At 63.4% G+C, this 21,748-nt stretch carries 23 protein-coding genes; 6 read left to right on the plus strand and 17 right to left on the minus strand.

The features are described 5' to 3' along the window. Positions 1 to 155 precede the first annotated feature (155 nt). Positions 156 to 875, plus strand: a complete 720-nt coding sequence (locus tag WLQ66_RS04615; RefSeq protein WP_340545204.1) for an endonuclease/exonuclease/phosphatase family protein — start codon at positions 156 to 158, stop codon at positions 873 to 875. A 112-nt stretch (positions 876 to 987) separates the two neighbouring features. Here WLQ66_RS04615 and WLQ66_RS04620 read toward each other — a convergent pair whose 3' ends face one another. Continuing rightward, positions 988 to 2,316 carry a DEAD/DEAH box helicase gene (locus WLQ66_RS04620; RefSeq protein ID WP_340545205.1) on the minus strand — a complete coding sequence of 443 codons (1,329 nt, stop codon included), beginning with the start codon at positions 2,314 to 2,316 and terminating at the stop codon, positions 988 to 990. A gap of 372 nt (positions 2,317 to 2,688) precedes the next feature. Here WLQ66_RS04620 and WLQ66_RS04625 point away from each other — a divergent pair, with 372 nt between their 5' ends. The 5 genes from WLQ66_RS04625 to WLQ66_RS04645 all read left to right on the plus strand — a co-directional run bounded on the left by WLQ66_RS04625 (position 2,689) and on the right by WLQ66_RS04645 (position 6,763). Continuing rightward, complete coding sequence (locus tag WLQ66_RS04625) at positions 2,689 to 3,102, plus strand: Fur family transcriptional regulator (protein ID WP_340545206.1); 414 nt, start codon at positions 2,689 to 2,691, stop codon at positions 3,100 to 3,102. 307 nt (positions 3,103 to 3,409) lie between these two features. Then, positions 3,410 to 4,306: a DMT family transporter gene (locus WLQ66_RS04630; protein ID WP_340545207.1), complete on the plus strand. Its 897-nt coding sequence runs from the start codon at positions 3,410 to 3,412 to the stop codon at positions 4,304 to 4,306. A 173-nt stretch (positions 4,307 to 4,479) separates the two neighbouring features. Then, a complete protein-coding gene (gene eno, locus WLQ66_RS04635; protein ID WP_340545208.1) occupies positions 4,480 to 5,754 on the plus strand; it encodes a phosphopyruvate hydratase in 1,275 nt (424 codons plus the stop codon). A gap of 65 nt (positions 5,755 to 5,819) precedes the next feature. After that, positions 5,820 to 6,335, plus strand: a complete 516-nt coding sequence (locus WLQ66_RS04640) for a hypothetical protein (protein ID WP_340545209.1) — start codon at positions 5,820 to 5,822, stop codon at positions 6,333 to 6,335. A 197-nt stretch (positions 6,336 to 6,532) separates the two neighbouring features. Further along, on the plus strand, positions 6,533 to 6,763 hold the full coding sequence (locus tag WLQ66_RS04645; RefSeq protein ID WP_340545210.1) for a hypothetical protein: 231 nt from the start codon (positions 6,533 to 6,535) through the stop codon (positions 6,761 to 6,763). Positions 6,764 to 6,977: 214 nt separating this feature from the next. On the opposite strand, the gene WLQ66_RS04650 is transcribed toward WLQ66_RS04645, so the two are convergent. The 16 genes from WLQ66_RS04650 to WLQ66_RS04725 all read right to left on the minus strand — a co-directional run bounded on the left by WLQ66_RS04650 (position 6,978) and on the right by WLQ66_RS04725 (position 21,583). Continuing rightward, a complete protein-coding gene (locus WLQ66_RS04650) occupies positions 6,978 to 7,253 on the minus strand; it encodes a glycine zipper 2TM domain-containing protein (RefSeq protein ID WP_340545211.1) in 276 nt (91 codons plus the stop codon). 616 nt (positions 7,254 to 7,869) lie between these two features. Beyond that, positions 7,870 to 8,319, minus strand: coding sequence for a GNAT family N-acetyltransferase (locus WLQ66_RS04655; RefSeq protein ID WP_340545212.1), 450 nt, complete (start codon positions 8,317 to 8,319; stop codon positions 7,870 to 7,872). After that, positions 8,316 to 9,257, minus strand: a complete 942-nt coding sequence (locus WLQ66_RS04660) for a nucleoside hydrolase (protein ID WP_340545213.1) — start codon at positions 9,255 to 9,257, stop codon at positions 8,316 to 8,318. The genes WLQ66_RS04655 and WLQ66_RS04660 overlap by 4 nt, the downstream gene beginning before the upstream one ends. Before the next feature lie 172 nt (positions 9,258 to 9,429). Continuing rightward, positions 9,430 to 10,650, minus strand: a complete 1,221-nt coding sequence (locus WLQ66_RS04665) for a DegT/DnrJ/EryC1/StrS family aminotransferase (RefSeq protein WP_340545214.1) — start codon at positions 10,648 to 10,650, stop codon at positions 9,430 to 9,432. Between the two features lie 168 nt (positions 10,651 to 10,818). Beyond that, positions 10,819 to 12,129, minus strand: coding sequence for an NAD(P)/FAD-dependent oxidoreductase (locus tag WLQ66_RS04670; protein WP_340545215.1), 1,311 nt, complete (start codon positions 12,127 to 12,129; stop codon positions 10,819 to 10,821). A gap of 117 nt (positions 12,130 to 12,246) precedes the next feature. Next, complete coding sequence (locus WLQ66_RS04675; protein WP_340545216.1) at positions 12,247 to 13,605, minus strand: glutamine synthetase family protein; 1,359 nt, start codon at positions 13,603 to 13,605, stop codon at positions 12,247 to 12,249. Then, positions 13,605 to 14,285, minus strand: coding sequence for a type 1 glutamine amidotransferase (locus WLQ66_RS04680; protein WP_340545217.1), 681 nt, complete (start codon positions 14,283 to 14,285; stop codon positions 13,605 to 13,607). The genes WLQ66_RS04675 and WLQ66_RS04680 overlap by 1 nt, the downstream gene beginning before the upstream one ends. Positions 14,286 to 14,356: 71 nt before the next feature. Beyond that, on the minus strand, positions 14,357 to 15,691 hold the full coding sequence (locus tag WLQ66_RS04685; RefSeq protein WP_340545218.1) for a glutamine synthetase family protein: 1,335 nt from the start codon (positions 15,689 to 15,691) through the stop codon (positions 14,357 to 14,359). A 191-nt stretch (positions 15,692 to 15,882) separates the two neighbouring features. Further along, positions 15,883 to 16,689, minus strand: coding sequence for an ABC transporter permease (locus WLQ66_RS04690; RefSeq protein ID WP_340545219.1), 807 nt, complete (start codon positions 16,687 to 16,689; stop codon positions 15,883 to 15,885). Next, a complete protein-coding gene (locus tag WLQ66_RS04695) occupies positions 16,686 to 17,567 on the minus strand; it encodes an ABC transporter permease (protein ID WP_340546298.1) in 882 nt (293 codons plus the stop codon). The genes WLQ66_RS04690 and WLQ66_RS04695 overlap by 4 nt, the downstream gene beginning before the upstream one ends. Before the next feature lie 114 nt (positions 17,568 to 17,681). Continuing rightward, the gene (locus WLQ66_RS04700; protein WP_340545220.1) at positions 17,682 to 18,392 is read right to left on the minus strand and encodes a transporter substrate-binding domain-containing protein; all 711 of its coding nucleotides are present in this window, start codon (positions 18,390 to 18,392) and stop codon (positions 17,682 to 17,684) included. A 35-nt stretch (positions 18,393 to 18,427) separates the two neighbouring features. Beyond that, positions 18,428 to 19,207 (minus strand): ABC transporter ATP-binding protein, encoded by a 780-nt coding sequence (locus WLQ66_RS04705; RefSeq protein ID WP_340545221.1) that lies wholly within the window; start codon positions 19,205 to 19,207, stop codon positions 18,428 to 18,430. Positions 19,208 to 19,485: 278 nt separating this feature from the next. Next, positions 19,486 to 20,271, minus strand: a complete 786-nt coding sequence (locus WLQ66_RS04710) for a phosphate/phosphite/phosphonate ABC transporter substrate-binding protein (RefSeq protein WP_340545222.1) — start codon at positions 20,269 to 20,271, stop codon at positions 19,486 to 19,488. After that, entirely contained in the window at positions 20,268 to 20,708 is a 441-nt protein-coding gene (locus WLQ66_RS04715; RefSeq protein WP_340545223.1) for a tellurite resistance TerB family protein, read from the minus strand. The genes WLQ66_RS04710 and WLQ66_RS04715 overlap by 4 nt, the downstream gene beginning before the upstream one ends. Then, the gene (locus tag WLQ66_RS04720; RefSeq protein ID WP_340545224.1) at positions 20,705 to 21,247 is read right to left on the minus strand and encodes a tellurite resistance TerB family protein; all 543 of its coding nucleotides are present in this window, start codon (positions 21,245 to 21,247) and stop codon (positions 20,705 to 20,707) included. Before WLQ66_RS04720 ends, WLQ66_RS04715 begins: the two co-directional genes overlap by 4 nt. A gap of 42 nt (positions 21,248 to 21,289) precedes the next feature. Further along, entirely contained in the window at positions 21,290 to 21,583 is a 294-nt protein-coding gene (locus WLQ66_RS04725) for a DUF1330 domain-containing protein (protein WP_340545225.1), read from the minus strand. Positions 21,584 to 21,748: the final 165 nt, after the last annotated feature.

Raw genomic sequence — 21,748 nt, forward strand, 5'->3', positions numbered from 1 at the left:
GGGCTTGGTCCGAGAGTCAAGCCGGGAAAACAGATGCTTAGGCCGCGATGGGTGTGACAGGGCGCGCTCTGGCCTGCGGTGCGGATTTCGGCCATGCTGTGGCCGTATCACGCACCGGATCGGTGACAAGGCGCGGTGGCAAAGAAGGCAGAGGAATGACGCAGGAACAGGGCACCCGGCCGGGACGGCTGCGGCTGGCAAGTTACAATATTCAGAAGTCGATGGGGCTGGATCTGCGTCGGCGTCCGCGTCGCACCTTGCAGGTGATCGAGGGCACCGGGGCGGATCTGGTGCTGTTACAGGAGGCCGACAAGCGGCTGCCGCCACGACCCGCCGCGCTGCCGCATTTCATTCTGGATGAGGCAGGATGGCAGATTGTTGATCTGGGCGGGGCGGGGTCGCTGGGCTGGCATGGCAATGCGGTGATCTGGCGGGGCGACGGGATTGCGCTTCAGGATCACGGCCATATTCCGCTGCCGGGGCTGGAGCCGCGCGGGGCGGTCTGGGCGCTGTTCGAGACGGCGCTGGGACCGCTCAGGGTGGTGGGCGCGCATCTGGGGCTGACCACCAAGGCGCGCCATGAGCAGGTCCATCATCTGGCGGGGATCATCGCCAAGCGCCCGGATCTGCCGACGGTCTGGGCCGGAGATTTCAACGAATGGTCCCGCCAGCCGGTGCTGGATCATCTGGCTCCGAAACTGCGGTTTGTGCCGCCACGGCCCAGTTTTCCGTCGCTGCGCCCGATTGGCGCGCTGGACCGGATTGCGGTCAGCCGGGGGCTGGAGGTGGTGGACAGCGGCGTCTATCGCGCCCGTCCGGCGCATATCGCCTCGGATCACCTGCCGGTCTGGGCGGATCTGGTGGCGGCGCGGTAAGTCGATGACGAAAAAGTAAAAAAAAACCGGGGACGAAAAAGCCGGGGACGCAAAAGGCATCCCCGGCTTTGTCTGGTTTTCAGCCGTGCCCCCATAGGGGCATGGTGAGGGTTTACTGGGCGCGACGGCGCTGACCGCCGGGTTTGCCCTGAGCCGCGCCTGCGGCGGCACCGGATCCACCGCTGCGCGCACCGCTCTGGCCGCCACCGGCACCACCGCTGCGACGCCGGCGATGACCGCCGGGTTTGCCGCTGCCACCGGGTTTGCCGCCGCCACGACGGCCTGCCGGGGCCTTGGCATCGGGCAGAACCTCCCACGGACGGCCTGAGGCCACCGGGATATTGAGGTTCATGGTCTTCTGGATCGCCTTCAGCTCATCCATTTCATCCGGGGCACAGAAGGCCACGGCCTGACCGTCCTTGCCTGCGCGTGCGGTCCGGCCAATCCGGTGCACATAGGCATCCGCCACATTGGGCAGCTCGTAGTTATAGACGTATTTCACATCCGGGATATCGAGACCACGGGCCGCCACATCGGTGGCCACGAGGATCTTGACCTCGCCGGATTTGAAGGAGGCAAGCGCGCGTTCACGCTGGCCCTGGCTTTTGTTGCCGTGAATTGCTGCGGCCGAGAAACCGGCGGCCGACAGCGTTTTCATCAGCTTTTCCATGCCGTGTTTGGTGCGGCCAAAGACCAGCGTCCGCTCGTCCTTGTGTTTGGTCAGCAGCTCTTTCAGCAGCGAGAGCTTCTCTGCCTTGGCGATGAAATGCACCGATTGGGTGATCTTGTCGGCAGCCTTGCCGGGAGGGTTCACCTCGATCCGCACCGGGCTTTGCAGGTAGGAATTGGCGATCTCGTTCATCTGCTTGGGCATGGTGGCCGAGAACAGCATGGTCTGGCGCTGTGCCGGCAGAAGAGCGGCGATCTTGCGCAGCGCGTGGATAAAGCCGAGGTCCAGCATCTGGTCGGCCTCATCCAGCACGAGGAAGTCGCAGGAGCCAAGATCCAGCGCGCCACGGTCAAGGATGTCCAGCAGACGGCCCGGGGTGGCGATCAGGATATCGGTGCCGCGCGACAGGCGGCTGATCTGCGGGTTGATGGAAACGCCGCCGACAACCAGACCGGTTTTCATCGGGGTGCCTTCGGTCAGGCCCTTGAGGTTGGCGGCGATCTGGTTGGCCAGTTCGCGGGTCGGCGCCAGCACCAGGCCGCGCACGGTCTTGGCGGCGGGTTTGCGGCCGTATTGCATCATCTGGGCAATCAGCGGCACGCCGAAGGCGGCGGTTTTGCCGGTGCCGGTCTGCGCCAGACCCAGCACGTCCTTGCCGTTCAGCGCATGCGGGATGGCGCGGGCCTGAATCGGGGTCGGATCGGTATAGCCAAGTTCTGCAATGCGCTTCAGAAGCTGCTCGGGCAGCCCCATGGTTGAAAATTCTGTCACGTCTCGTCCTTTCACAGCCGCGCCAACAGGGCTCGGCCGGTGCCGCCACGGGGGCGGTCTGTCGTTGGGGCAGGGACCTCGGGCGGGGCTGGCATCATGCCAGACCGCTGGTCGCTGCGAGTGCCCCACGCGTGATATTGGGAACGGTGGCATATCCTTAGGGTCGGTGTTTGGCCTGCGCATTGATCTGGCGCGGCCCGACGTCCTCTGCTCACGCGGCAGGGAGGGATGCCTGACAGGGCAGATGGCCCCGCCAGCGGATAAAGTCAATGGGCAATTGTTGTATATTCTGCGCCACAGACTGTTAAAACCCGGTTTGCGGCGCGGGCGTCTTTGTATAAACAGGGACGCCATGCTGAATAAGGGATGACCATGAGCGAGACGATTATCGCACGCTGCGAAGCCATAGGTCTGCGGATGACAGGCCAGCGACGGGTGATTGCGCGCGTATTGCAAGAGAGCGACGATCACCCCGATGTCGAGGAACTCTATGCCCGTGCCAGCGCGCTGGACGGGGCGATTTCGCTGGCCACCGTCTATCGCACGGTGAAGCTGTTTGACGAAGCGGGCATTCTGGAGCGGCTGGAGTTCGGCGACGGGCGTGCCCGCTACGAGGATGCCGACCGCGAGCATCACGATCATCTGATCGACATGACCACCGGGGCGGTCATCGAATTCTGCGACCCGGAGATCGAGGCCTTGCAGGAGAAGATCGCCGAAAAGCTGGGCTATGAGCTGCGCGGCCACAAGTTGGAACTATATGGCGTGCCGCGCAAGAAGAGCTGAGCCAGCGCGCGCCCGCTGACCACATGCCGGTCGGCCTGCGGGGCGTGTTTTCTTAGACAGGATAACGGGTCCGAATATTCCGGAAAATTCCGGGGCGCGCCGCAGCCCGGCGGTGGCCCAGTATCACGGCGCGTGATAGGAGCGGTCACATGAAGTCATGAAGCTGCGCCGCAAATATCGAGTCGCGTCGCAAATGGACAAGTGGGCGGTCGCTTCCGGCTATTTGTTGTGCGGATCAGTCGATGCAGCGACGGCGGGCACGGCCCCTCGGCAGAGCCATCGGACCCATTGGAATGGAACGATCAAGATGAACAATGTCTCGGGAATATTGCTGGTGATCCTCGCCATGGCGGGGTTTTCGCTGGAGGATATGTTCATCAAGCAGCTCGCCACCTCGGTGCCGGTGGGGCAGATCCTGATGATGCTGGGGCTGGGCAGTGGCACGATCTTTGTGATCTGGGCCAAGCTGCAGGGCCACCGGGTGATGGCGCCACGCAACTGGCGCTGGCAACCGGTGCTGCGTGCCTCGACCGAGGCGCTGGCGGCGGTCAGTTTTGCCTCGGCGCTGGCGGTGGTGGATATCTCGACCGTGGCGGCGGTGTTTCAGGCGATGCCGCTTGCGGTCACTGTCGGGGCGGCGCTGTTTCTGGGCGAGGATGTCGGCTGGCGGCGCTGGACCGCGATCCTTGTCGGTTTTGCCGGGGTGCTGATGATCGTGCGGCCCGGTCTGGCCGGATTTGAGCCGGGGGTGCTGCTGGTGCTGATCTCGGTTGTGGCGGTTGCGGCGCGCGACCTGATGACGCGGGTGATGGATAGCGCGGTGCCCTCTGCCGTGGTCAGCTCGCAGGCCTTTGGCTCGGTGATCCCGGCGGGGCTGGTGATGCTGCTGATCCTGCCCGGAGAGCCGGTTGCCCTGGAAGGCAGCCAATGGGGCATGTTGCTGGGAGGCGTCATCTTTGGCGTGCTGGGGTACTACGGGATTGTCACCGCCACCCGGATCGGCGATGCCGCCGTGATCACGCCGTTTCGCTACTCCCGGCTGGTGTTTTCGACCCTGATCGGCGTGGTGATCTTTGCCGAGGCGCCGGATATGATGACGCTGGCGGGATCGGCGCTGATCATCGGCTCCGGGCTTTATACCTTTCTGCGGGAGCGGCGTCTGGCGCGGCGGGCGGCGCGGGCGCAGGCGGCGGTCCCTGTCTGAGCACATCGGGCTGGCGGCGGTGGCGATTGATTGCGCAAACAGCGAACTGTTAGCCCTAACCCCGTAAAATAAGTGACGTTAGCGATAACGCTCATGGTTTACTTTTGACCTGTGAATGCTATGACGCAGGCACCAATTGCCGCAATCACTTGCCAAGATCAGGGACCTGAATAATGAGCACCATTATCGATATCCACGCCCGTGAAATTCTCGACAGCCGGGGCAATCCGACCGTTGAAGTCGACGTCATGCTGGAAGACGGCACAATGGGCCGCGCGGCGGTACCGTCGGGTGCGTCAACCGGGGCCTATGAGGCGGTGGAAAAGCGCGACGGCGACACGTCCCGTTACCTTGGCAAAGGCGTTCTGGAAGCAGTTGCCGCCGTCAATGGCGAGATCGCCGAAGAGCTGGTCGGCTTTGACGCCTGCGAGCAGGTTGCCGTGGACATGGCGATGATCGAGCTGGATGGCACCGAGAACAAGGGCCGTCTGGGCGCCAATGCCATTCTGGGTGTTTCCATGGCGGTGGCCAAGGCTGCGGCGGACTTCACCACCCAGCCGCTGTATCGTTATATCGGTGGCACCTCGGCGCGGGTTCTGCCGGTTCCTATGATGAATATCATCAACGGCGGCGAACATGCCGACAACCCGATCGACATTCAGGAATTCATGATCATGCCGGTGGCTGCGGACAACATCCGCGACGCCGTGCGCATGGGGTCCGAGGTGTTCCATACCCTGAAGAAAGAGCTGTCGGCGGCGGGTCTGTCGACCGGGATCGGCGACGAGGGCGGCTTTGCCCCCAATATCGCCTCCACCCGCGAAGCGCTGGATTTTGTGCTGAAGTCGATTGAAAAGGCCGGTTACAAGCCGGGCGAGGAAATCTACCTGGCGCTCGATTGCGCGGCGACCGAATACTACAAGGATGGCAAATACGTTCTGTCCGGCGAAGGCAAGACCCTGTCGTCGGAAGAGAACGTGGCCTATCTGGCGGCGCTGGTGAAGGACTATCCGATCATCTCGATCGAAGACGGCATGGGTGAGGATGACTGGGACGGCTGGAAGGCCCTGACCGAAGAGCTGGGCGACAAGGTGCAGCTGGTCGGCGACGATCTGTTCGTGACCAACCCGGCGCGTCTGGCCGAGGGCATCGAGCGCGGCTGCGCCAACTCGATGCTGGTGAAAGTGAACCAGATCGGCTCGCTGACCGAGACCCTGAAAGCCGTCGATATGGCCCATCGTGCGCGCTACACCAATGTGATGTCGCACCGTTCCGGCGAGACCGAGGACGCCACCATTGCCGACCTCGCCGTGGCCACCAACTGCGGCCAGATCAAGACCGGTTCGCTGGCGCGCTCTGACCGGCTCGCGAAATACAACCAGCTGATCCGTATCGAGGAAATGCTGGGTGAAGTCGCCGAATACGCGGGTCGTTCGATCCTGAAGTAAGACCAGAAGCCGGGGCATGTTGCTCCGGCCTTTTTGTTCCTGTGTTCCGTTGTTGTGTGGTTATCATGCTCAAGAAGGTTGCCCATTTCCTGATCCGGCGGGCTGAACGCCGTATTGGCGTCTCGCTCGATTATGCCCATGCCATTGCCGATACGGACCTGGGGTTGCTGGCCCGCTACAATCGGGTGTTTGGTTTTCTGGATCCGAACCGTCAGCTGCCTGCTGCCGCCTATCATGCGGCGCGGCTGACCGGGGCGCTGAGCGCGGACTGCGGGTCCTGTGTCGAGGCGGAGATCAACCTTGCGAAATCCGCCGGGCTGTCGCCCGAGCTGATCAGGTCGATCCTGACAGGCAGCGCGCTGGAACCTGAGCTGGAGGCGGTTGTGCGTCTGGCGGGGGCGGTGGCTGGCACGCGCAGTGACGATCCTGAGGCGCGGGAGGCCGTGCGCGCGGCCTATGGCGAGGCGGGGTTGATCGAGCTGAGTTTTGCGATGAACGGGGCGGCGATGCTGCCGGGGATCAAGCGCGCCATGGGCTATGCCACTGCCTGCGACCTGCAGCTGATGCGTCGGCTGTCCTGAGCGTCTGAGTGCCGGGCCTGCGTGTCGGGCCTGCGTGTCGGGGCGAGGACGGCCCCGGATCTGCGCCGATAACCTCTCAGATCGAAATCTGTGCGGATGGCGCACTTCTGTGGCCTGCTTCACAGACCTGTGATCGCAGCTATGGCAGTCTTGGTCGCAGGCGCTACGGGGGTGGCGCTGGCCAGGAGGGGAAGATCATGGGAGCGACTGCACATCTGAAAGCCCGGGAGAGTGTTTATCCGAAGCCTGCGGTCAGGGTGGCCGGAACCGCAAGCTGGCTGCCGCTGGGGTTCATCATTGCGGTGGCCCTGCTGGCCGGTTGTGCGGGGCCCGGGCATTATCCGCTGACAGGGCATGACGCGAATGTGGCTGATCCGGTTCACAACATGTCGATGACACAGGGCGCAATGGTGGCCGGGGGGCTCTGAGGCGCCCTGCCAAAGGGGGATCGACATTGTCAGCCCTGAGTATGTCAGGGCCTTGGCGCAGAGGGGGCGCGGCTTAATTTCAAGCCGTTGGCCACAGGGAAAGACCCTGAGAGCGGATCCGCTCTCAGGGTCTTTCTTTGACTGTTGGGTCGGATCCGCGATCCGCGATCCGTGATGCGAACGCCGCAGGTCTCGCCCGCGCTCTGCGCCGGAATTACGGGCAGGCCGCTGTGTAATAGGTGCCGTCACCGCGGGAATAGGCGCATTGGCGCGACTGGTTGTTCTGCGCCACAAGCGTACCGGCGGCGGCCCCGCCAAGGGCAGCAATCAGGCGCCAGTCGTCATCGGCCTTGAGCGCGTCGGCGGCAATCAGACCCGCTGCGGCGCCACCGGCAACACCGGCCACTGTGCGCTGTTCTGGAGTCAGATCGGTGCAGGCGGAGAGCGCAAGCGTCGCGGCGCTGAGGCCTGCGAGGATATGGGATTTCATGAGATTTCCTTTCCTGTCATTGATGCGCTTGTGATGGCTGTGCAGGAGCGCTCCTGCATCTTTGTGGCTTGTCCCGGCGATACGCCGTCTCCGGCCCGCTTCGACTGGCGCCAACCGGAGCCGCCACACCCCAGGACGGCTCCGCTCAGCTGCTGGGGCCCACCCCTGAACCCCGGTTTGGTCGACCGCCAAAAGGCCGCCGCCGTCGTGCAGATCCACGGCCCCATGGTGTGATGAGGCGTGACGGATCCGGTGTTACGCGCGCGGGGGTTCGCCCGGCGCCCACCCCGGTGGGTGGCTGTTCATCACGGCTTCTGCCGCTGTCTTCGTGCGCCGCCTATCGGTTGGCGGCGCGCTCCCACACGTTCCACGGTGTGTTCAATTGGTCTGTTCCATCGCGCTGGCGCTGGCCGGTGCCCCGCGCCGCTGGTTCAAAGAGAGAACCCCAGACGTGCAGATTGGTTCCCTGTGTCATGAAAAATAATTCACGGGGCGCGAAACTGGCGCCAGACAGCGTGCCATCCGCGCACAGGCAATCGCCATGCGGCGGCCTGCGCGCACGTCCGGGAACGCCCGGGCGCGTCCGCAAGCGGGCGGCATGCGCGGTGGTCCGGTGCTAGAGCTTGCGGCTCATCAGCATGTGTGTGTCGCGCGGCTCGAACCGGGCTCGGGCATAGAGGCCGCGGGCAGGCGCATTGTTTCTGTCGACGTCCAGATGCAGCGCTTTGATGCCGGCTTCGGCCAGGGTGCGGGGCAGGGAAAACAGCACTTCGGTGGCAATGCCGCGCCCGCGCACGGGCGGGCGGATGAACAGCTCGTCGATAGAACCATCCATGCCGCCAAACTCCACCGACCAGCTGAAGGTGACAACGATATAGCCCACCGGTGCGCGGGTCGGGCCGATCAGATAGACGGCGCCATAGGGCAGCCCGTTCAGCAGCGGCTCAATGGCGGCGCGGCGGTGCGGCTCATCTGAGGCGATGCCCATCTCGCCGTGAAAGGCCGCGACGAGATCCAGAACACGGGTCAGATCCTCGGGGCCTGCAAGGTGCAGCGCGGCGCTCATAGGGTGGCCAATCGGCTGGTGATCAGGTCAAAGAAACCATCGGCGTCCAGATCGCCAATGAACAGCGCATTGGCAGGCCGGTCGGTGACCCCCCACCAATCGGCCACAGTCATGCCAAGGGTCAGCTCGGAGGTGGTTTCGACCACCACGTTGATCTTGCGGCCCGAGAACAGCTCAGGCCGGATCAGATAGGCAATGACGCAGGGATCATGCAGCGGGCCGCCTTCGGAGCCGTATTTTTCGACATCAAAGCGTTCAAAGAAATCAAGCATATCGGCGGTGAAATCGCCCACTTTGGTGGCCAATGCACGGATCGCCTCGATCCGGGGGCGAGTGGCCAGCGCCTTGTGGGTGACATCCAGCGGCATCATGGTGACCGGCACGCCGGAGCTGAGCACGGCGGCGGCGGCCTCCGGGTCGACGTAGATGTTGAATTCCGCCGCCGGGGTGATGTTGCCGACCTCGAAATAGGCGCCGCCCATCAGCACGATCTCCTGTACGCGGGCGACGATGTCGGGGGCTTTCTGAAAAGCGGTGGCAATATTGGTCAGCGGCCCCAGCGGGCAGAGCGTAACGGTGCCGGGAGCTTCGCGGCGCAGGCTGTCGATGATGAAATCGACAGCATGTGTTGCAGCCAGCGGCATGGTTGGATCCCAAAGGTCCGGCCCATCGAGGCCGGTCTTGCCATGCACATGTTCGGCGGTGATCAGCGGCCGGGCCAAGGGCGTGTCGCAACCTGCGTGCACGGCGACATCCGGGCGGCCTGCCACTTCGCAGACGCGGCGTGCATTGGTCTGGGTCAGCGCCAGCGGCACATTGCCCGCAACACAGGTTATCCCAAGCAGATCAATCTCTTCTGGGCTGGCCAATGCCAGCAGAATGGCGACAGCGTCATCCTGTCCGGGGTCGGTGTCGATAATGATCTTGCGCGCGCTCATGGGGCTGTCCTTCTGGTCGTTGCCAGACCCTCGCAAGGGTGGCGGGCAATGTCCAGCGGCGGCGCGGGCTGCGGTCGGGAATTCGCCGGTTTGCGGCCTAAGCCGCCAGCAAAAAGGCGCGCCGCCTCAGCCTGCGCGCCCCGGTGTCCGATGAACCCCGCCGCCCGCAGGGTCAGGCGGCAGCGGCCCCCATGGTGTCGGCCATCGCAGACAGCAGCACAGTGGCGATCACATCGAGTTCGTCGCGGCTGAGGCGCACCGGCAGGCGCACATCGCAGGCCTGCATCAGCATGGCGCGGGTCTGCGGCAGCTCGGGGATATCGCGCAGGAATTGCCAGTTCCAGAAAGCGCGGGCGTTGTCTTCGGAGAGGCCGAAGATCTGCACCTTGACGCCCCGCGCCTCGGCTGCGGCGGCAAAGCGGTTGATCTCCTCGCTGCTCATATCGACCAGGTTGAACTGGATCGAATCCGGCGCGCGCTGTTCCGGCGGCAATGGGGCAGGCACGTCGATATGCGGCGAGCGGTTGAGCTGATCTGCGACATAGTCGTGGTTCTTCAGCCCGTCGCGCACCCGGCGCGCCAGTTCGGGCAGCTGCGGGCGGATCACGGCGGCCGACAGGTTGCTCATCCGCAGGTTATAAAGCGGCAGCTGGTTCTGCCATTTCGCAAAGGCCTGCTCGAGCGCGCCGGTGTTGTCGCCGGGGGCGGATTTGTGTTTTTTCCAGTTGTGCTCATAGGCGCCGGACATGATCACGGCGCGGGCGACCAGATCGGCATCATCGGTAACCAGGATACCGCCTTCGCCGGCGTTGATCATCTTGTAGGACTGGAACGAGAAGCAGCCGATGGCGCCCAGCGTGCCGATATTGCGGCCATGCCAGGTGGTGCCCAGCGAATGGGCGGCATCCTCAATCACCGGAATGTCGCGCGCGCTGCAGAGCGCCATGATCGCATCCATATCGGAGGTATGGCCGCGCATATGGCTGATGATCACAGCCTGCACATCCCCCAGCTTGGCCTCGAAATCGGCCATGTCGATCCGGTAGTTGGCCCCCACCTCGCAAAGGACCGGCACGCAATCGGCGTGGACAATCGACGAGGGCACGGCCGCAAAGGTGAAGCCGGGGATCAGCACCCGGGCATCGCGGGGCAGGTCCAGCGCCTTCAGCGACAGGAACAGCGCCGCAGAGCAGGAGGAGACCGCCAGCGCGTATTTGCTGCCAAGGAGCTGGGCAAATTCCTCTTCCAGCAGCGCAACCGGCGCATCCTGCGGCGCGGTGTAGCGGAACAGATCGCCAGACTGCATCAGGGCGTCAATGGCGGCGCGGGCGGCCTCCGGGATCGGTTCTGCCTGATGGACGTTCGGGACTTGCGACGGGGATGCCTGGCTCATATTTCAAAATCCTGAATCTACCTTTCCAAAAACATAAATGCTTGGCGCAAAAATGCCAAGCCTCGCCCGCGGGATCGGCAGGTTTTGGCGGAAAATTTCACAGAACTGTTGCTTTGGCAGCGGGCGTGATCTGCGGGGGTGAGCCCCTGTGGCCTGGGCCGCGCAGGATCAGACGCCGATCCGGTCGCGCAGCGCATACCAGGTCATCGCCAGCGCCAGCAGGGGGCTGCGCATGGCGGTTCCGCCGGGAAAGGCGGGGGCGGGTACGCGGGCCATGGTATCAAAGCCGTCGCTCTCTCCGGCGATGGCCTGCGCCATCAACTGGCCTGCATGGGTGGCGGTGCCGACGCCATGGCCGGAATACCCCGAGGCCGAGAGCACATTGGGCGCCAGCCGCACCAGATAGGGCATCCGTTTCATGGTGATCGCGAGGGTGCCGCCCCAGGCGTAGTCGATCTTCACATCGCGGAGATGCGGAAAGATCTGGACCATCGGCTTGCGCACGGTGGCGGCGATATCGCTGGGGAAGCGGTAGCCATAGCTTTCACCACCGCCGAACAGCAGGCGGCCGTCATGGCTGAGCCGGAAATAGTTCACCACAAATTTGCTGTCGGCCACCGCCACATCGCGGGCCAGTACCCGCGCGGTTTCGGCGCCAAGCGGCGCGGTCGCGGCGATGAAATTGTTGATCGGCATCACCCGCGCCGCCACGCGGCGGTTGAGCCCGCCGAGATAGCCGTTGCAGGCCAGCACCAGCTGATCGGCAACGACCTCCCCCGCCGCGGTGCGCAGCCGGATCTGCTTGCCCTCGTCGATGTTCAGAACCTCGCTGCCCTCACAGATCCGCACACCGGCTGCCGCAGCGGCACGGGCGAGGCCAAGCGCGTATTTCAACGGGTGCAGATGCGCCGCCCCCATATCGAGAGAGCCGCCGACATAGGCGGGCGAGGGGCAGATCGCCTGCAAACCATCGTGATCCAGGGCGGTGATCTCCTGGTAACCATAGCGGTTTTGCAGATGCTCCACATAGCGGTGTTCGTGGTCGACCTCGCCCTTTGAGAAACAGGCATGGGCAATGCCGGGCTTCAGATGGCAGTCGATATCGTGGCGTGTGATCAGCGATTTCACCAGATCCTTGGCGTCCTCTGCCAGCTGCCAGAGCTTTTCGGCATCCGCCGTACCCAGCAGGTTTTCCAGCCCGTCCTGTTCCATACGCTGACCGCTGCCAAGCTGGCCGCCGTTGCGACCGGAGGCACCAAATCCGACGCGGTTGGCCTCCAGCAGGATCACCGAACGCCCGGAATCGGCCAGATGCAGCGCCGCCGACAGCCCGGTGTAGCCACCGCCGACAACGCAGACATCAGCGCGGGCGTCGCCCGTCAACGGCGCAAAAGGCGCCAGCGGTGTGGCCGTTGCGGCATACCAGCTATCGGGATAGGTCCCTTTGCGGTCGTTGGAATAGAGCAGGTTCAACCCCATGGCACACCTCAGTCCCCGGCAGTCGCCGCCCCAAGTCCGGTTACGCGCAACTGCCTGTCATCTTTCCATAAATACTCACCGGCGCTGACCTCGGCGGAGAGATCAGCGCCGACAATTTTAGACGTTCATCAGCAGATGCTCGCGCTCCCAGGGGGAGATCACCTGCAGGAATTCGTCATATTCGGCGCGTTTCACGATCGAGTAGACGCGGGCGAACTCGGGTCCCAGCACCTCATGCAGGGCGGTGGCCTCTTCGAACAGGTCGAGCGCCTCGCCCATGACCTGCGGAATGTCGCCATCCCCGTCATAGGCGTTGCCCTTGAACTGCTTGCGCGGGCGCTTTTCCTCCATCAGGCCCAGATACCCGCAGGCGAGCGACAGAGCGATGCCCAGATAGGGGTTGCAGTCCATGCCGGCGATGCGGTTCTCCACCCGCCGCGCTTCGGGGCCGGACAGCGGCACGCGGATGCCGGTGGTGCGGTTGTCGCGCGCCCATTCCAGATTGATCGGCGCGGCGTGGTCCTTCACGTAGCGGCGGTAGGAGTTCACATAGGGTGCCATCACCGCAAGGCCTGCGGGCAGGTGGTTCTGCAAACCGGCGATAAAGTGGAAGAAGGCATCCGTCTCGCCGCCCTGCGGGCCTGAGAAGATGTTCTCGCCGGTCTCCATGTCGATCACCGAATGGTGGATGTGCATGGCAGAGCCCGGCTCATCCTCGATCGGCTTGGCCATGAAGGTGGCAAAGCAGTCGTGGCGCAGGGCGGCCTCACGGATCAGCCGCTTGAAGTAGAAGACCTCATCCGCGAGCTTCACCGGGTTGCCGTGGCGCAGGTTGATTTCCAGCTGGCCGGCGCCACCTTCCTGGGTGATGCCGTCGATCTCGAACCCCTGCGCTTCGGCAAAGTCGTAGATGTCGTCGATGACGGGGCCGAATTCGTCGACCGCGGTCATCGAATAGGCCTGCCGTGCCGCGGCGGGACGGCCGGAGCGGCCCATCATCGGCTTGATTTCATGCGCCGGGTCCAGATTGCGCGCGACCAGGAAGAATTCCATTTCCGGCGCCACAATCGGCTCCCAGCCTTGATCATGATACAGCTGGACCACCCGCTTCAGCACGTTGCGCGGGCTGTAGGGGATCGGGTCGCCGTCCCGGTCATAGGCGTCGTGGATCACCTGAAGCGTCCAGTCCGCCGTCCAGGGGGCGGCGGTGGCGGTGGATATGTCCGGCTTCAGCGTCATGTCCTTTTCGATCCAGCCGTCGTCATCCGCAGCATCAGCCCAGTCGCCGGTGATGGTCTGGTAGAAAATGCTGTCGGGCAGGTGGAAATAATCCTGCTTGGCAAATTTGGATGCCGGCACCGCCTTGCCTCGGGCGATGCCCGGCAGGTCCGAGATAACGCATTCGACTTCGTCGAGACGACGCCCCTCCAGATAGGCTTGTGCTGCTTCGGGAAGAGTGTCGAGCCAGGCTGACATCAGGTCCTCTCTTTCTTGAAAAAGGCATTGAGGAAGGTTGCGATTTCGTCCGATTGGACGGGGTGATGCAGGTCGGCGCTGGCAGCGTCCAGTATCTCATCGGGGACCACGCCGCGACCGCGGCTGTCGATCAGACCGCCGACAAAGCTGCTGGCGAATTCCGGGTGCGGTTGCAGGGTCCAGATATGATCGCCATAGGCCAGGATGCCGTTCTTGCAGTGGTCGTTGCCCGCCAGCACGCGGGCGCCTTCGGGCAGGGCGGTGACCTGATCCTGATGCCAGGCATTGAGCCGCAGGGGCTTGCCGTCCATCTGATACGTCACCGGGCCAACGGCCCAGCCGCCTGCGAATTTCTCCACCTTGCCGCCGAGCGCCTGGGCGATGATCTGATGGCCAAAGCAGATGCCGACCAAAGGCTTCTTGCGGGCGTGGATTTCGCGGATCAGATCCTCCAGCGGGGGGATCCAGTCGTGATCCTCATAGGCACCATGTCTGGAGCCGGTGATCAGCCAGCCCTCCGCCGCATCGGCGCCGGAGGGGAAGACATTGTCGACCACCGCATAGGTGTCGAATTCAAACCCGCCGTCGGCGAGCAGGGTGCGGAACATCTGGTCATAGTTGCCGGCGCTGTCGATCAGGTTTTCGGGCGCATGGCCGGTTTGCAGAATGCCGATTTTCATAAGTCACCAGTTAGAAAGGAGTTCGCTGCACGGGACGATAGCCCGCCGTCAGGACGGCGGGCAAGAGGCCGTCAGACGGTATCCAGGTAGATCTCCACCCGTTCCTCCGGGGTGAGTTCTTCCATGTAATGCAGCTCTTGGCGTTTGGTCAGCACCATGTTGCGGATCATCTCGGCGGAGAAGAACTGCGGGATGATCTCGGAGCTCTCGAATGCGTCGATGGCGCTTTGCCAAGTATTGGGCACCTGCGGCAGGTCCAGCGCATAGGCGTTGCCGGTGATCGGCTCATTGGGGTCGATCTTGTTCTCGATCCCATAAAGCGCGGCGCCGAGGATGGCGGTCAGCATCAGATAGGGGTTCACGTCGCCGCCGGCAAAGCGGTGCTCGATGCGGCGCGCCTTGGGGCTGCCCGAGGGCACGCGGATGGCGGCAGTGCGGTTCTCATAGGCCCAGCAGATGCCGGTGGGGGCGTGGGCGCCCGGCACCATCCGGTCATAGCTGTTGCCATGCGGCGCAAACACCAGGGTGGAATCGCCCATGGCCTTCAGACAGCCGCCGACAGCGTGGCGCATGGCATCGGTGCCCTTGGGGCCGCCATCGTCAAAGATGTTGTTGCCGTCCTGATCCAGCACAGAGAAATGGGTATGCAACCCGTTGCCGGCGTAATCGTCATAGGGTTTGGCCATGAAGCTGGCGGCAAAACCGTGGCGGCGGGCAAGACCCTTGACCAGCATCTTGAACAGCCAGGCGTCATCGGCGGCGCGCAGGGCGTCGGGACCGTGCATCAGGTTGATTTCGAACTGGCCCAGACCCGCCTCGGAAATCGCAGTATCGGCGGGGATGTCCATGTCCTCGCAGGCGTCGTAGAGATCGGTGAAGAAGGTGTCGAACTGGTCCAGTGCCCGGATCGACATGGTCTCTGCTGCCTTGCGGCGCTTGCCGGAGCGGGGAGAGGTCGGCACCTGCAGTTTTTTGCCGCTGTCGTCGATCAGGAAGAACTCCAGCTCCACCGCGACCACCGGGGTCAGCCCCAGTGCCTTGTAGCGGTCCACCACGGCGCGCAGCGCATGGCGCGGATCGCCCTCATAGGCGCGCCCGTCTTCGCGGTACATCCAGATTGGCAGCAGCGCCGAAGGCGCGTCGAGCCAGGGCATCGGCACAAAGCCACGTTCGGTTGGCTTCAGCACGCCGTCGGCATCGCCGCTTTCAAACACCAGCGGGCTGTCGTCGATATCCTCGCCCCAGATGTCGAGGTTCAGGACCGATAGCGGGAACCGGGTGCCTTCCTCTACCGCCTTGTCGGCAAAGCGGGCAGGGACGCGCTTGCCCCGGGCCTGACCGTTGATGTCCGCCGCCGCAACGCGGATGGTGCGCACATGCGGGTTTTTCCTGAGCCAGTTCTTCATTTAATCACCTGACGGTTTCGAGGGCACCACCGGCCGCCAGCGCCCCCGGATGGGGCGCAGCAGGGCCGGGGCAGTTTATCACCCCTGGTCCAATTTTTGATCATAACTCAGTATAACCTAGAATTTGTCCATGAACTCGCAGGATTCTGCGGCCAGAAACTCAGGTTCTAAATTTGATCAAATAATGGATACTACCGGATCAGATTAGGACGCAAGCGAATTTTTTTCCGCCGGTCCTGCGGCAGATGTGCGTTCAGACGGGTATTGATCGCGCCAAAGAGGGTGATCACCGCCAGCGTCAGCAGGATGAAATAGAAGGCCAGGATCGGGTAGGGCACGAAGGGGTTGAAGGTCTTGTCCGCGAAATAGCTGGCGTAGTAGAGCGCATCGCCGCGCTGTTGCCATGCCGGAAAGCCGGAGAAGAACACCAGCGTGGTGGCGTGGAAGAGAAAGATCGCTTCGTTGGTGTAGGAGGGCCAGGCCAGCCGCATCATCGTTGGCCACATGATTCGACGAAATCGGGTCCAGCCGGAGAGGCCATAGGCATCTGCCGCCTCGATATCGCCCTTTGGGATCGACCGCAGCGCGCCGTAGAAGATTTCGGCGGAATAGGCGGCGGTGTTGAGGATCAGCACGATCAGCGCCCCGAGCCAGGCCGCCGACAGCGGGTCAAAGATGGAGGACACCGATTTCAGTTGCAGGAACAGGAAGTAGGCAAAGAAGAACTGGATGAACAGCGGCGAGCCACGGAAGATGAAGATGAACCATTCCGCAGCTTTGCGCAGCGGCGTGGAGGTGGAATTCTTGGCCAGCGCCACGCCATTGGCGATGACAAACCCGATGATGACGGCGATTGCGCCGAAATAGATGTTCCACAGCATCCCCGAACCGATCAGCACAAACTGGTCGCAGAGGGTGAAATCGCTGCGCGGCAACATGCGTTCGCCGATGCCGAGGGCGCGCAGGCCGTAATCTTGCAGTGTCTGGATACAGCTCATGACGCTTTCCTTTGCGCTTCGCCGGCCAGCGTGGCCTGACCGTGGGAGAGCCGGTCGCGGATCCGGTCCAGCACCAGTTCGGAGAGTTTGGTGAACGCGAGGTAGAAGACCAGAAGGCCGAGGAAATACCACATGCGCCAGTCGCCATGGGGGTATTCGGTGAAGCGGGCCGTCTTGGAGCCGCCGAGTTCACGTGCCCAATAGACGATATCCTCAACCCCCAGCAGGAACAGCAGCGGCGTCGCCTTGATCAGGACCATCCACAGGTTCGACAGACCGGGCAGCGCATAGGTCCACATCTGCGGCACCAGAATGCGCCAGAAGGCCTGTCGGTGGCTCATGCCATAGGCTTCGGCGGTTTCGATCTGGGCGCGGGGCACAGCGCGCATGGCGCCATAGAGCACATTGGCGGCAAAGGCGCCGAAGACGATAGCGAAGGTGACCACCGCAAGGGTGAAGCCATAGACCTCATGGATCCACTGTTCGGAGGTGCTGAGCGGCATCTTGGCGATGTCGCAGACAACAAAGTCATTGCCCTGGCGCACCGGCGCGTCCCAGTCGGGGCATTTCACCTGATGGCGCAGATATTCGATGCCCTGATCCAGAGCGATGACGAAGAACAGGAAAAAGGCAATATCCGGCACGCCGCGCACAATGGCGATATAGGCCTTGCCCAGCCAGGAGAGCGGCGCGAATTGCGCGCGGGCAGCCATGGCGCCGCCAAAGCCGAAGGCCAGCGCCGCGGGCGCGGTGACAGCCAGCAGCAGCAGAACCGTCCCGAAGGAGGCGTAGAAGGCAAAATGCTTGCCGGTGGTGAGATAACAGCTCAGCCACTGGAAACCCTCCAGGCTGGCCGGATCGGTGCAAAAGGAGAAGATGGCGGGCCTCGTTCGGACAGGGACCGGTCAGGGCGCCACAGCGGAGCGGGACCGGTCAAGGGCGAAGGGGGGCCATGCCGCCCCCCTTCCTTGATATCAGGATGATGCGAGGGCTCAGAACCGGCCTTCGATTTCCCATTTTTCCAGCAGGGCGTTCAGCGAGCCGTCTGCCTTCATCGATTCGATGGCAGCATCGAACTTGCCGCGCAGCTCATCATCGGATTTGCGGAACGCCATGCCGATGCCACCGCCCAGCAGCACGTCCTCTGCTACGAAGGACAGCTCGGTTTCGTCGACGATCGGGATCAGGAAGTCCTTGTCGGCCATGACCGCGTCGACTTCGCCAGCTTTCACCGCAGCGACGGTTTCATCCGGGGTGGGGAATTCGACCAGGGTGGCGCCGGTGGAGGCGACATGGGCGGCCTGAATGGTGGAGGCCTGTGCTGCCACAACGGCGCTGTTCACATCGACATCAGCCGACATCGCCGCATAGGCGGAGGGCGACGGGCGGGTGTAGCCGGTGGTGAAGTTCACAACTTCCTTGCGCTCTTCGGTGATCGACATGCCGGCGATGATGGTGTCGTAGTTGCCCGACAGCAGGTTCGGGATGATCGAATCCCAGTCATTGGTGACCCATTCGCAGTCCAGTTCGGCGCGCTTGCACAGCTCGTCGCCCAGCTCACGCTCAAAACCGTCGACCTGACCGTCGTCGTTCAGGAAGTTGTACGGAGGGTAGGCGCCCTCGGTGCCCAGACGCACGGTGTCGGCCATCGCGATACCGGCCGTAAGAGCCAGCGCAGCGGTGCTGAGGATAAGAGATTTCATGAGGTTACTCCCGTTTGGTTTGGTTGTTATGATGATTATTTACCGTGTCGCGTGGAGGCAAGAAAGCCCCGCAGGCGTTCGGAGCGGGTGTTGCCAAAGAGTTCGTCCGGGCAGCCTTCTTCTTCGATGAGGCCCTTGTGCAGAAAGACGATATGGCTGGACACATCTGCGGCCATGTTCATGTCATGGGTCACGATGATCATGGTGCGGCCTTCAGCGGCGAGATCCTTGATCACCCTGACCACTTCCTGTTCCAGTTCGGGATCAAGAGCAGAGGTCGGTTCGTCAAACAGCAGCGCCTCGGGTTCCATGCAGAGTGCGCGCGCGATGGCGGCGCGCTGCTGCTGTCCGCCGGAGAGCTGCGCGGGATAGGCATCGCATTTGTCACCGATCCCCACCTTGGTGAGGTATTTGCGCGCGGCCTCCTCGACCTCGGCACGGTCGCGACCGAGCACGGTCAGCGGCGCCTCCATGACGTTTTGCAGAATGGTCATATGGGCCCAGAGATTGAACTGCTGGAATACCATCGACAGGTTGGTGCGGATGCGCAGCACCTGTTTCGGGTCCGCGGGACGCCGCGCAAGACCGCGTCCTGACCAGCGGATCGGTTCGCCTTTGAAGAGGATGTCACCCTCCTGGCTGTCTTCTAGGAGGTTGCAGCAGCGCAGCAGGGTGGATTTGCCCGAACCGGACGATCCAATGAGAGAGACCACATCGCCCCGGTGGGCGGTGATATCAACACCTTTGATCACTTCCAGCTCGCCATATGACTTGTGCAGGCCGCGGATTTCCAGAACTGGTGTTGTGTCGGTCAAGGTGTCTCTCGTTCAATTGTCGTTGAATTCGTCCTTATTGGACCGAAAAAAAGAGCGGATGCAACGTGCAAACCGATAAGGCCGGTGCGGAATTTATCATTTTGGCGGGTAATCTGATCAAATTGTACTCATACATGTGGAGGCTGTGGCTGATGCGAGATCTGCCTGTAATCAATGGGCGAGTTTGTGGCCCTTCGACTGCTCGCGGCGTGGTTGTCAGGCCCTCGCGCACCCTCCGGGCCTGCTCAGCGCGGGCCCTGAGGGCGGGAACCAAGGGGTCAGACTGCGGCCTGCTGGCGGATGGATTGTTCCGTCAGCACCGGCCCGAGCGGTGTCGGGACCGCCAGATAGGCGCCGGGGGCAATATCGCTGACGCCCTTCAGGTGCAATACCTGACGGTGGGTCTCGTCCAGCTCGGCGACAGCCTGGGCCACGGCGGCGCGCAGCGGAACCGGATCGCGGGTCCGGGCGGTGATCAGCGGCAGGCCCGGCGTAGGTTTGGTGCGGGCGATTTCCACAAGCTCCGTCGCCCAGTCGTCATGCTCCTGCATCAGCGCCCAGCTGACGGCATCAAGTGCCGCGAAATCTGCGGTCCCGTCGGCGACGGCGCGGGCGGATGCGCGATGGCTGCCGGATTGGAACAGGCTGCCGGGCAGCAGCGAGAGGTCGCGCAGGTGCATCATCGGTGCGGCCCAGCCCGATTGCGAGAGCGCTTCGTTATAGGCAAAGCTGCCGCCCGCGATGGTCCGAAGATCCGCGCCGGATCGGTCGCGATGGGCGACAAAGACGCTGGTGTAATAGCCCGGCGGACAATCCGCGACGCCGTGGTCCAGCGTGGTGACCAGATTGACCTGTTCATAGAGCCGCGTGCGGTAGGGCAGGCCACAGGTCTGCGCCAGCAGCAGTGTCGAATCGGACCAGATCGACCAGAGGTCGCCGCCTCGGCTCAGGGTTTCGGGGGCCTCGATTGAGGCATCGGCCAGAGCGCTGCGGATCGCCTGCCACAGGGCATCGAGCGCTGCGGCGGTTTCCGGGCGGTCATACATCGCCAGGCTGGCAATCATGAGCTGGCCTCGGCGCGTTGGCGGGCGCGGGCGCTGTCCATATCGCTGACCCCGAGCAGGCTGGCGGAAAGCCGCAGGAGCGCATCCTCGGCGTCGTCGCGTTTGCCATCGGCCAGCACCACCTGCCACAGCGCCTCGACCACGGCCATGCGGTTTTCATAGGGTACCGCGTCCTTGATCGCGCGGGTGAAGCGGACGGTGTCGGGGGCCTCGGCCTCCAGCGCCTCGGCCTGTTCGCGCAGCAGGATCGCACCGCCCATGTCGAGGTCGTAACGAGCGCGCAGGATCCGGTCGATCCGGTCCCGTTCGTCATCGGAGTAATTGTGATCGGAGCGCGCAATCCGCACCAGCAGCGCGCAGAGCGCCAGTCGGGCGTCGCGGTCATCCAGCGGTTCGGGCGCGGGCGCCAGAAGCCGTCCCAGCAGTTCCTTGATCATGGTTGCGGTTCCCTGTCTGGAATGGGCGGCGGCGGGGTGTCCTCGGCCGTGCCCACAGCCTGCGGTCGCTGGGCTGCGGCAATGGCTGGCTCCGGGGCGAGCAATTTGCCCTGCGCGCGGGCGCGGGCGGTGTCGCTGTCGGCCCTTGACAGACCCATCGCCTTGCGCGCGTCCTCGACGATTTTCATCTCGCCGGGGTGTTCGTGACCATCGGCCAGCACCACCTCCCAGAGCGCATCCAGCGCCGCGAGCCGTTCCTCAAGCCCGGTGGTTTCGCGGATGAGGCGGCCGAACGTGTCGGTTTCCGGCGCGGCGGCATGGAGTTTCTCACAGGCGGCACGGACCTTTGCCGCCTCAATCGCGTCGTGCTGGTAAAGGCGGGCCAGAATACGGTCGATCAGGCTGATCTCTTCCAGCTGGTAGTCGCGATCCGATTGCGCCACACGCACCAGAAGCGCACCCAGCGCCAGCTCGGCATCCGGGTCCGGCTGGGCGGGGGTCTTTTGCGGTCGAAAGACCTGAAACAGTTTCTTCAGCATGGCATTACTCTACTGTTGAGTGCGTCCAGGGCCAAGCGGGTCCTAGTCGCCGTAGCCTTCGATGATTTCCATGTCGCCGGTTGCGACCGGATCGCGCAGCGCCTTGGCCTGCTGGTAGGCGACAGAATCATAACAGGCCTTGGCGGTGGCGAAATCCTTGAACTCGATGACCACGGTGCGCGCGCGCGTCTGGCCTTCGCGCACTTCCTTGGCACCACCGCGGATCAGGAATTTCGCACCATATTCGGCAAAGGCGGTGGCATTGGCTGCGACATAGTCCTTGTAGCGGTCCATATCATCAACGTCGACATGGGCGACCCAGTATCCTTTGGGCATGGGGGGTCCTTTCTGGCGCGGATATCAAGCTGTTGGCACAGGCTGATACAGAACCGGAGCAAAGGCAATGATCGCGTTGTGTGGTTTTTCCCCTTATGGGGACGATTTGACGGGATGGCTCAGCCAGGAGTGCAAATCGGGGCGGCAGATCGCGCCGTTTATGCA

The sequence above is a fragment of the Phaeobacter sp. A36a-5a genome, from assembly GCF_037911135.1.
In the GTDB taxonomy this organism is placed as follows: domain Bacteria; phylum Pseudomonadota; class Alphaproteobacteria; order Rhodobacterales; family Rhodobacteraceae; genus Phaeobacter; species Phaeobacter bryozoorum.

What these genes read in the sequence shown, in the direction of transcription:
- WLQ66_RS04720 (WP_340545224.1), bottom strand. Translation starts at nt 21,247, where the DNA reads ATGCTGAAGAAACTGTTTCAGGTCTTTCGACCGCAAAAGACCCCCGCC.
- WLQ66_RS04690 (WP_340545219.1), bottom strand. Translation starts at nt 16,689, where the DNA reads ATGAGCTGTATCCAGACACTGCAAGATTACGGCCTGCGCGCCCTCGGC.
- WLQ66_RS04670 (WP_340545215.1), bottom strand. Translation starts at nt 12,129, where the DNA reads ATGGGGTTGAACCTGCTCTATTCCAACGACCGCAAAGGGACCTATCCC.
- WLQ66_RS04685 (WP_340545218.1), bottom strand. Translation starts at nt 15,691, where the DNA reads ATGAAGAACTGGCTCAGGAAAAACCCGCATGTGCGCACCATCCGCGTT.
- WLQ66_RS04625 (WP_340545206.1), top strand. Translation starts at nt 2,689, where the DNA reads ATGAGCGAGACGATTATCGCACGCTGCGAAGCCATAGGTCTGCGGATG.
- WLQ66_RS04650 (WP_340545211.1), bottom strand. Translation starts at nt 7,253, where the DNA reads ATGAAATCCCATATCCTCGCAGGCCTCAGCGCCGCGACGCTTGCGCTC.
- WLQ66_RS04700 (WP_340545220.1), bottom strand. Translation starts at nt 18,392, where the DNA reads ATGAAATCTCTTATCCTCAGCACCGCTGCGCTGGCTCTTACGGCCGGT.
- WLQ66_RS04715 (WP_340545223.1), bottom strand. Translation starts at nt 20,708, where the DNA reads ATGATCAAGGAACTGCTGGGACGGCTTCTGGCGCCCGCGCCCGAACCG.
- WLQ66_RS04660 (WP_340545213.1), bottom strand. Translation starts at nt 9,257, where the DNA reads ATGAGCGCGCGCAAGATCATTATCGACACCGACCCCGGACAGGATGAC.
- WLQ66_RS04680 (WP_340545217.1), bottom strand. Translation starts at nt 14,285, where the DNA reads ATGAAAATCGGCATTCTGCAAACCGGCCATGCGCCCGAAAACCTGATC.
- WLQ66_RS04645 (WP_340545210.1), top strand. Translation starts at nt 6,533, where the DNA reads ATGGGAGCGACTGCACATCTGAAAGCCCGGGAGAGTGTTTATCCGAAG.
- WLQ66_RS04630 (WP_340545207.1), top strand. Translation starts at nt 3,410, where the DNA reads ATGAACAATGTCTCGGGAATATTGCTGGTGATCCTCGCCATGGCGGGG.
- WLQ66_RS04640 (WP_340545209.1), top strand. Translation starts at nt 5,820, where the DNA reads ATGCTCAAGAAGGTTGCCCATTTCCTGATCCGGCGGGCTGAACGCCGT.
- WLQ66_RS04665 (WP_340545214.1), bottom strand. Translation starts at nt 10,650, where the DNA reads ATGAGCCAGGCATCCCCGTCGCAAGTCCCGAACGTCCATCAGGCAGAA.
- eno (WP_340545208.1), top strand. Translation starts at nt 4,480, where the DNA reads ATGAGCACCATTATCGATATCCACGCCCGTGAAATTCTCGACAGCCGG.
- WLQ66_RS04615 (WP_340545204.1), top strand. Translation starts at nt 156, where the DNA reads ATGACGCAGGAACAGGGCACCCGGCCGGGACGGCTGCGGCTGGCAAGT.
- WLQ66_RS04710 (WP_340545222.1), bottom strand. Translation starts at nt 20,271, where the DNA reads ATGATTGCCAGCCTGGCGATGTATGACCGCCCGGAAACCGCCGCAGCG.
- WLQ66_RS04725 (WP_340545225.1), bottom strand. Translation starts at nt 21,583, where the DNA reads ATGCCCAAAGGATACTGGGTCGCCCATGTCGACGTTGATGATATGGAC.
- WLQ66_RS04675 (WP_340545216.1), bottom strand. Translation starts at nt 13,605, where the DNA reads ATGTCAGCCTGGCTCGACACTCTTCCCGAAGCAGCACAAGCCTATCTG.
- WLQ66_RS04655 (WP_340545212.1), bottom strand. Translation starts at nt 8,319, where the DNA reads ATGAGCGCCGCGCTGCACCTTGCAGGCCCCGAGGATCTGACCCGTGTT.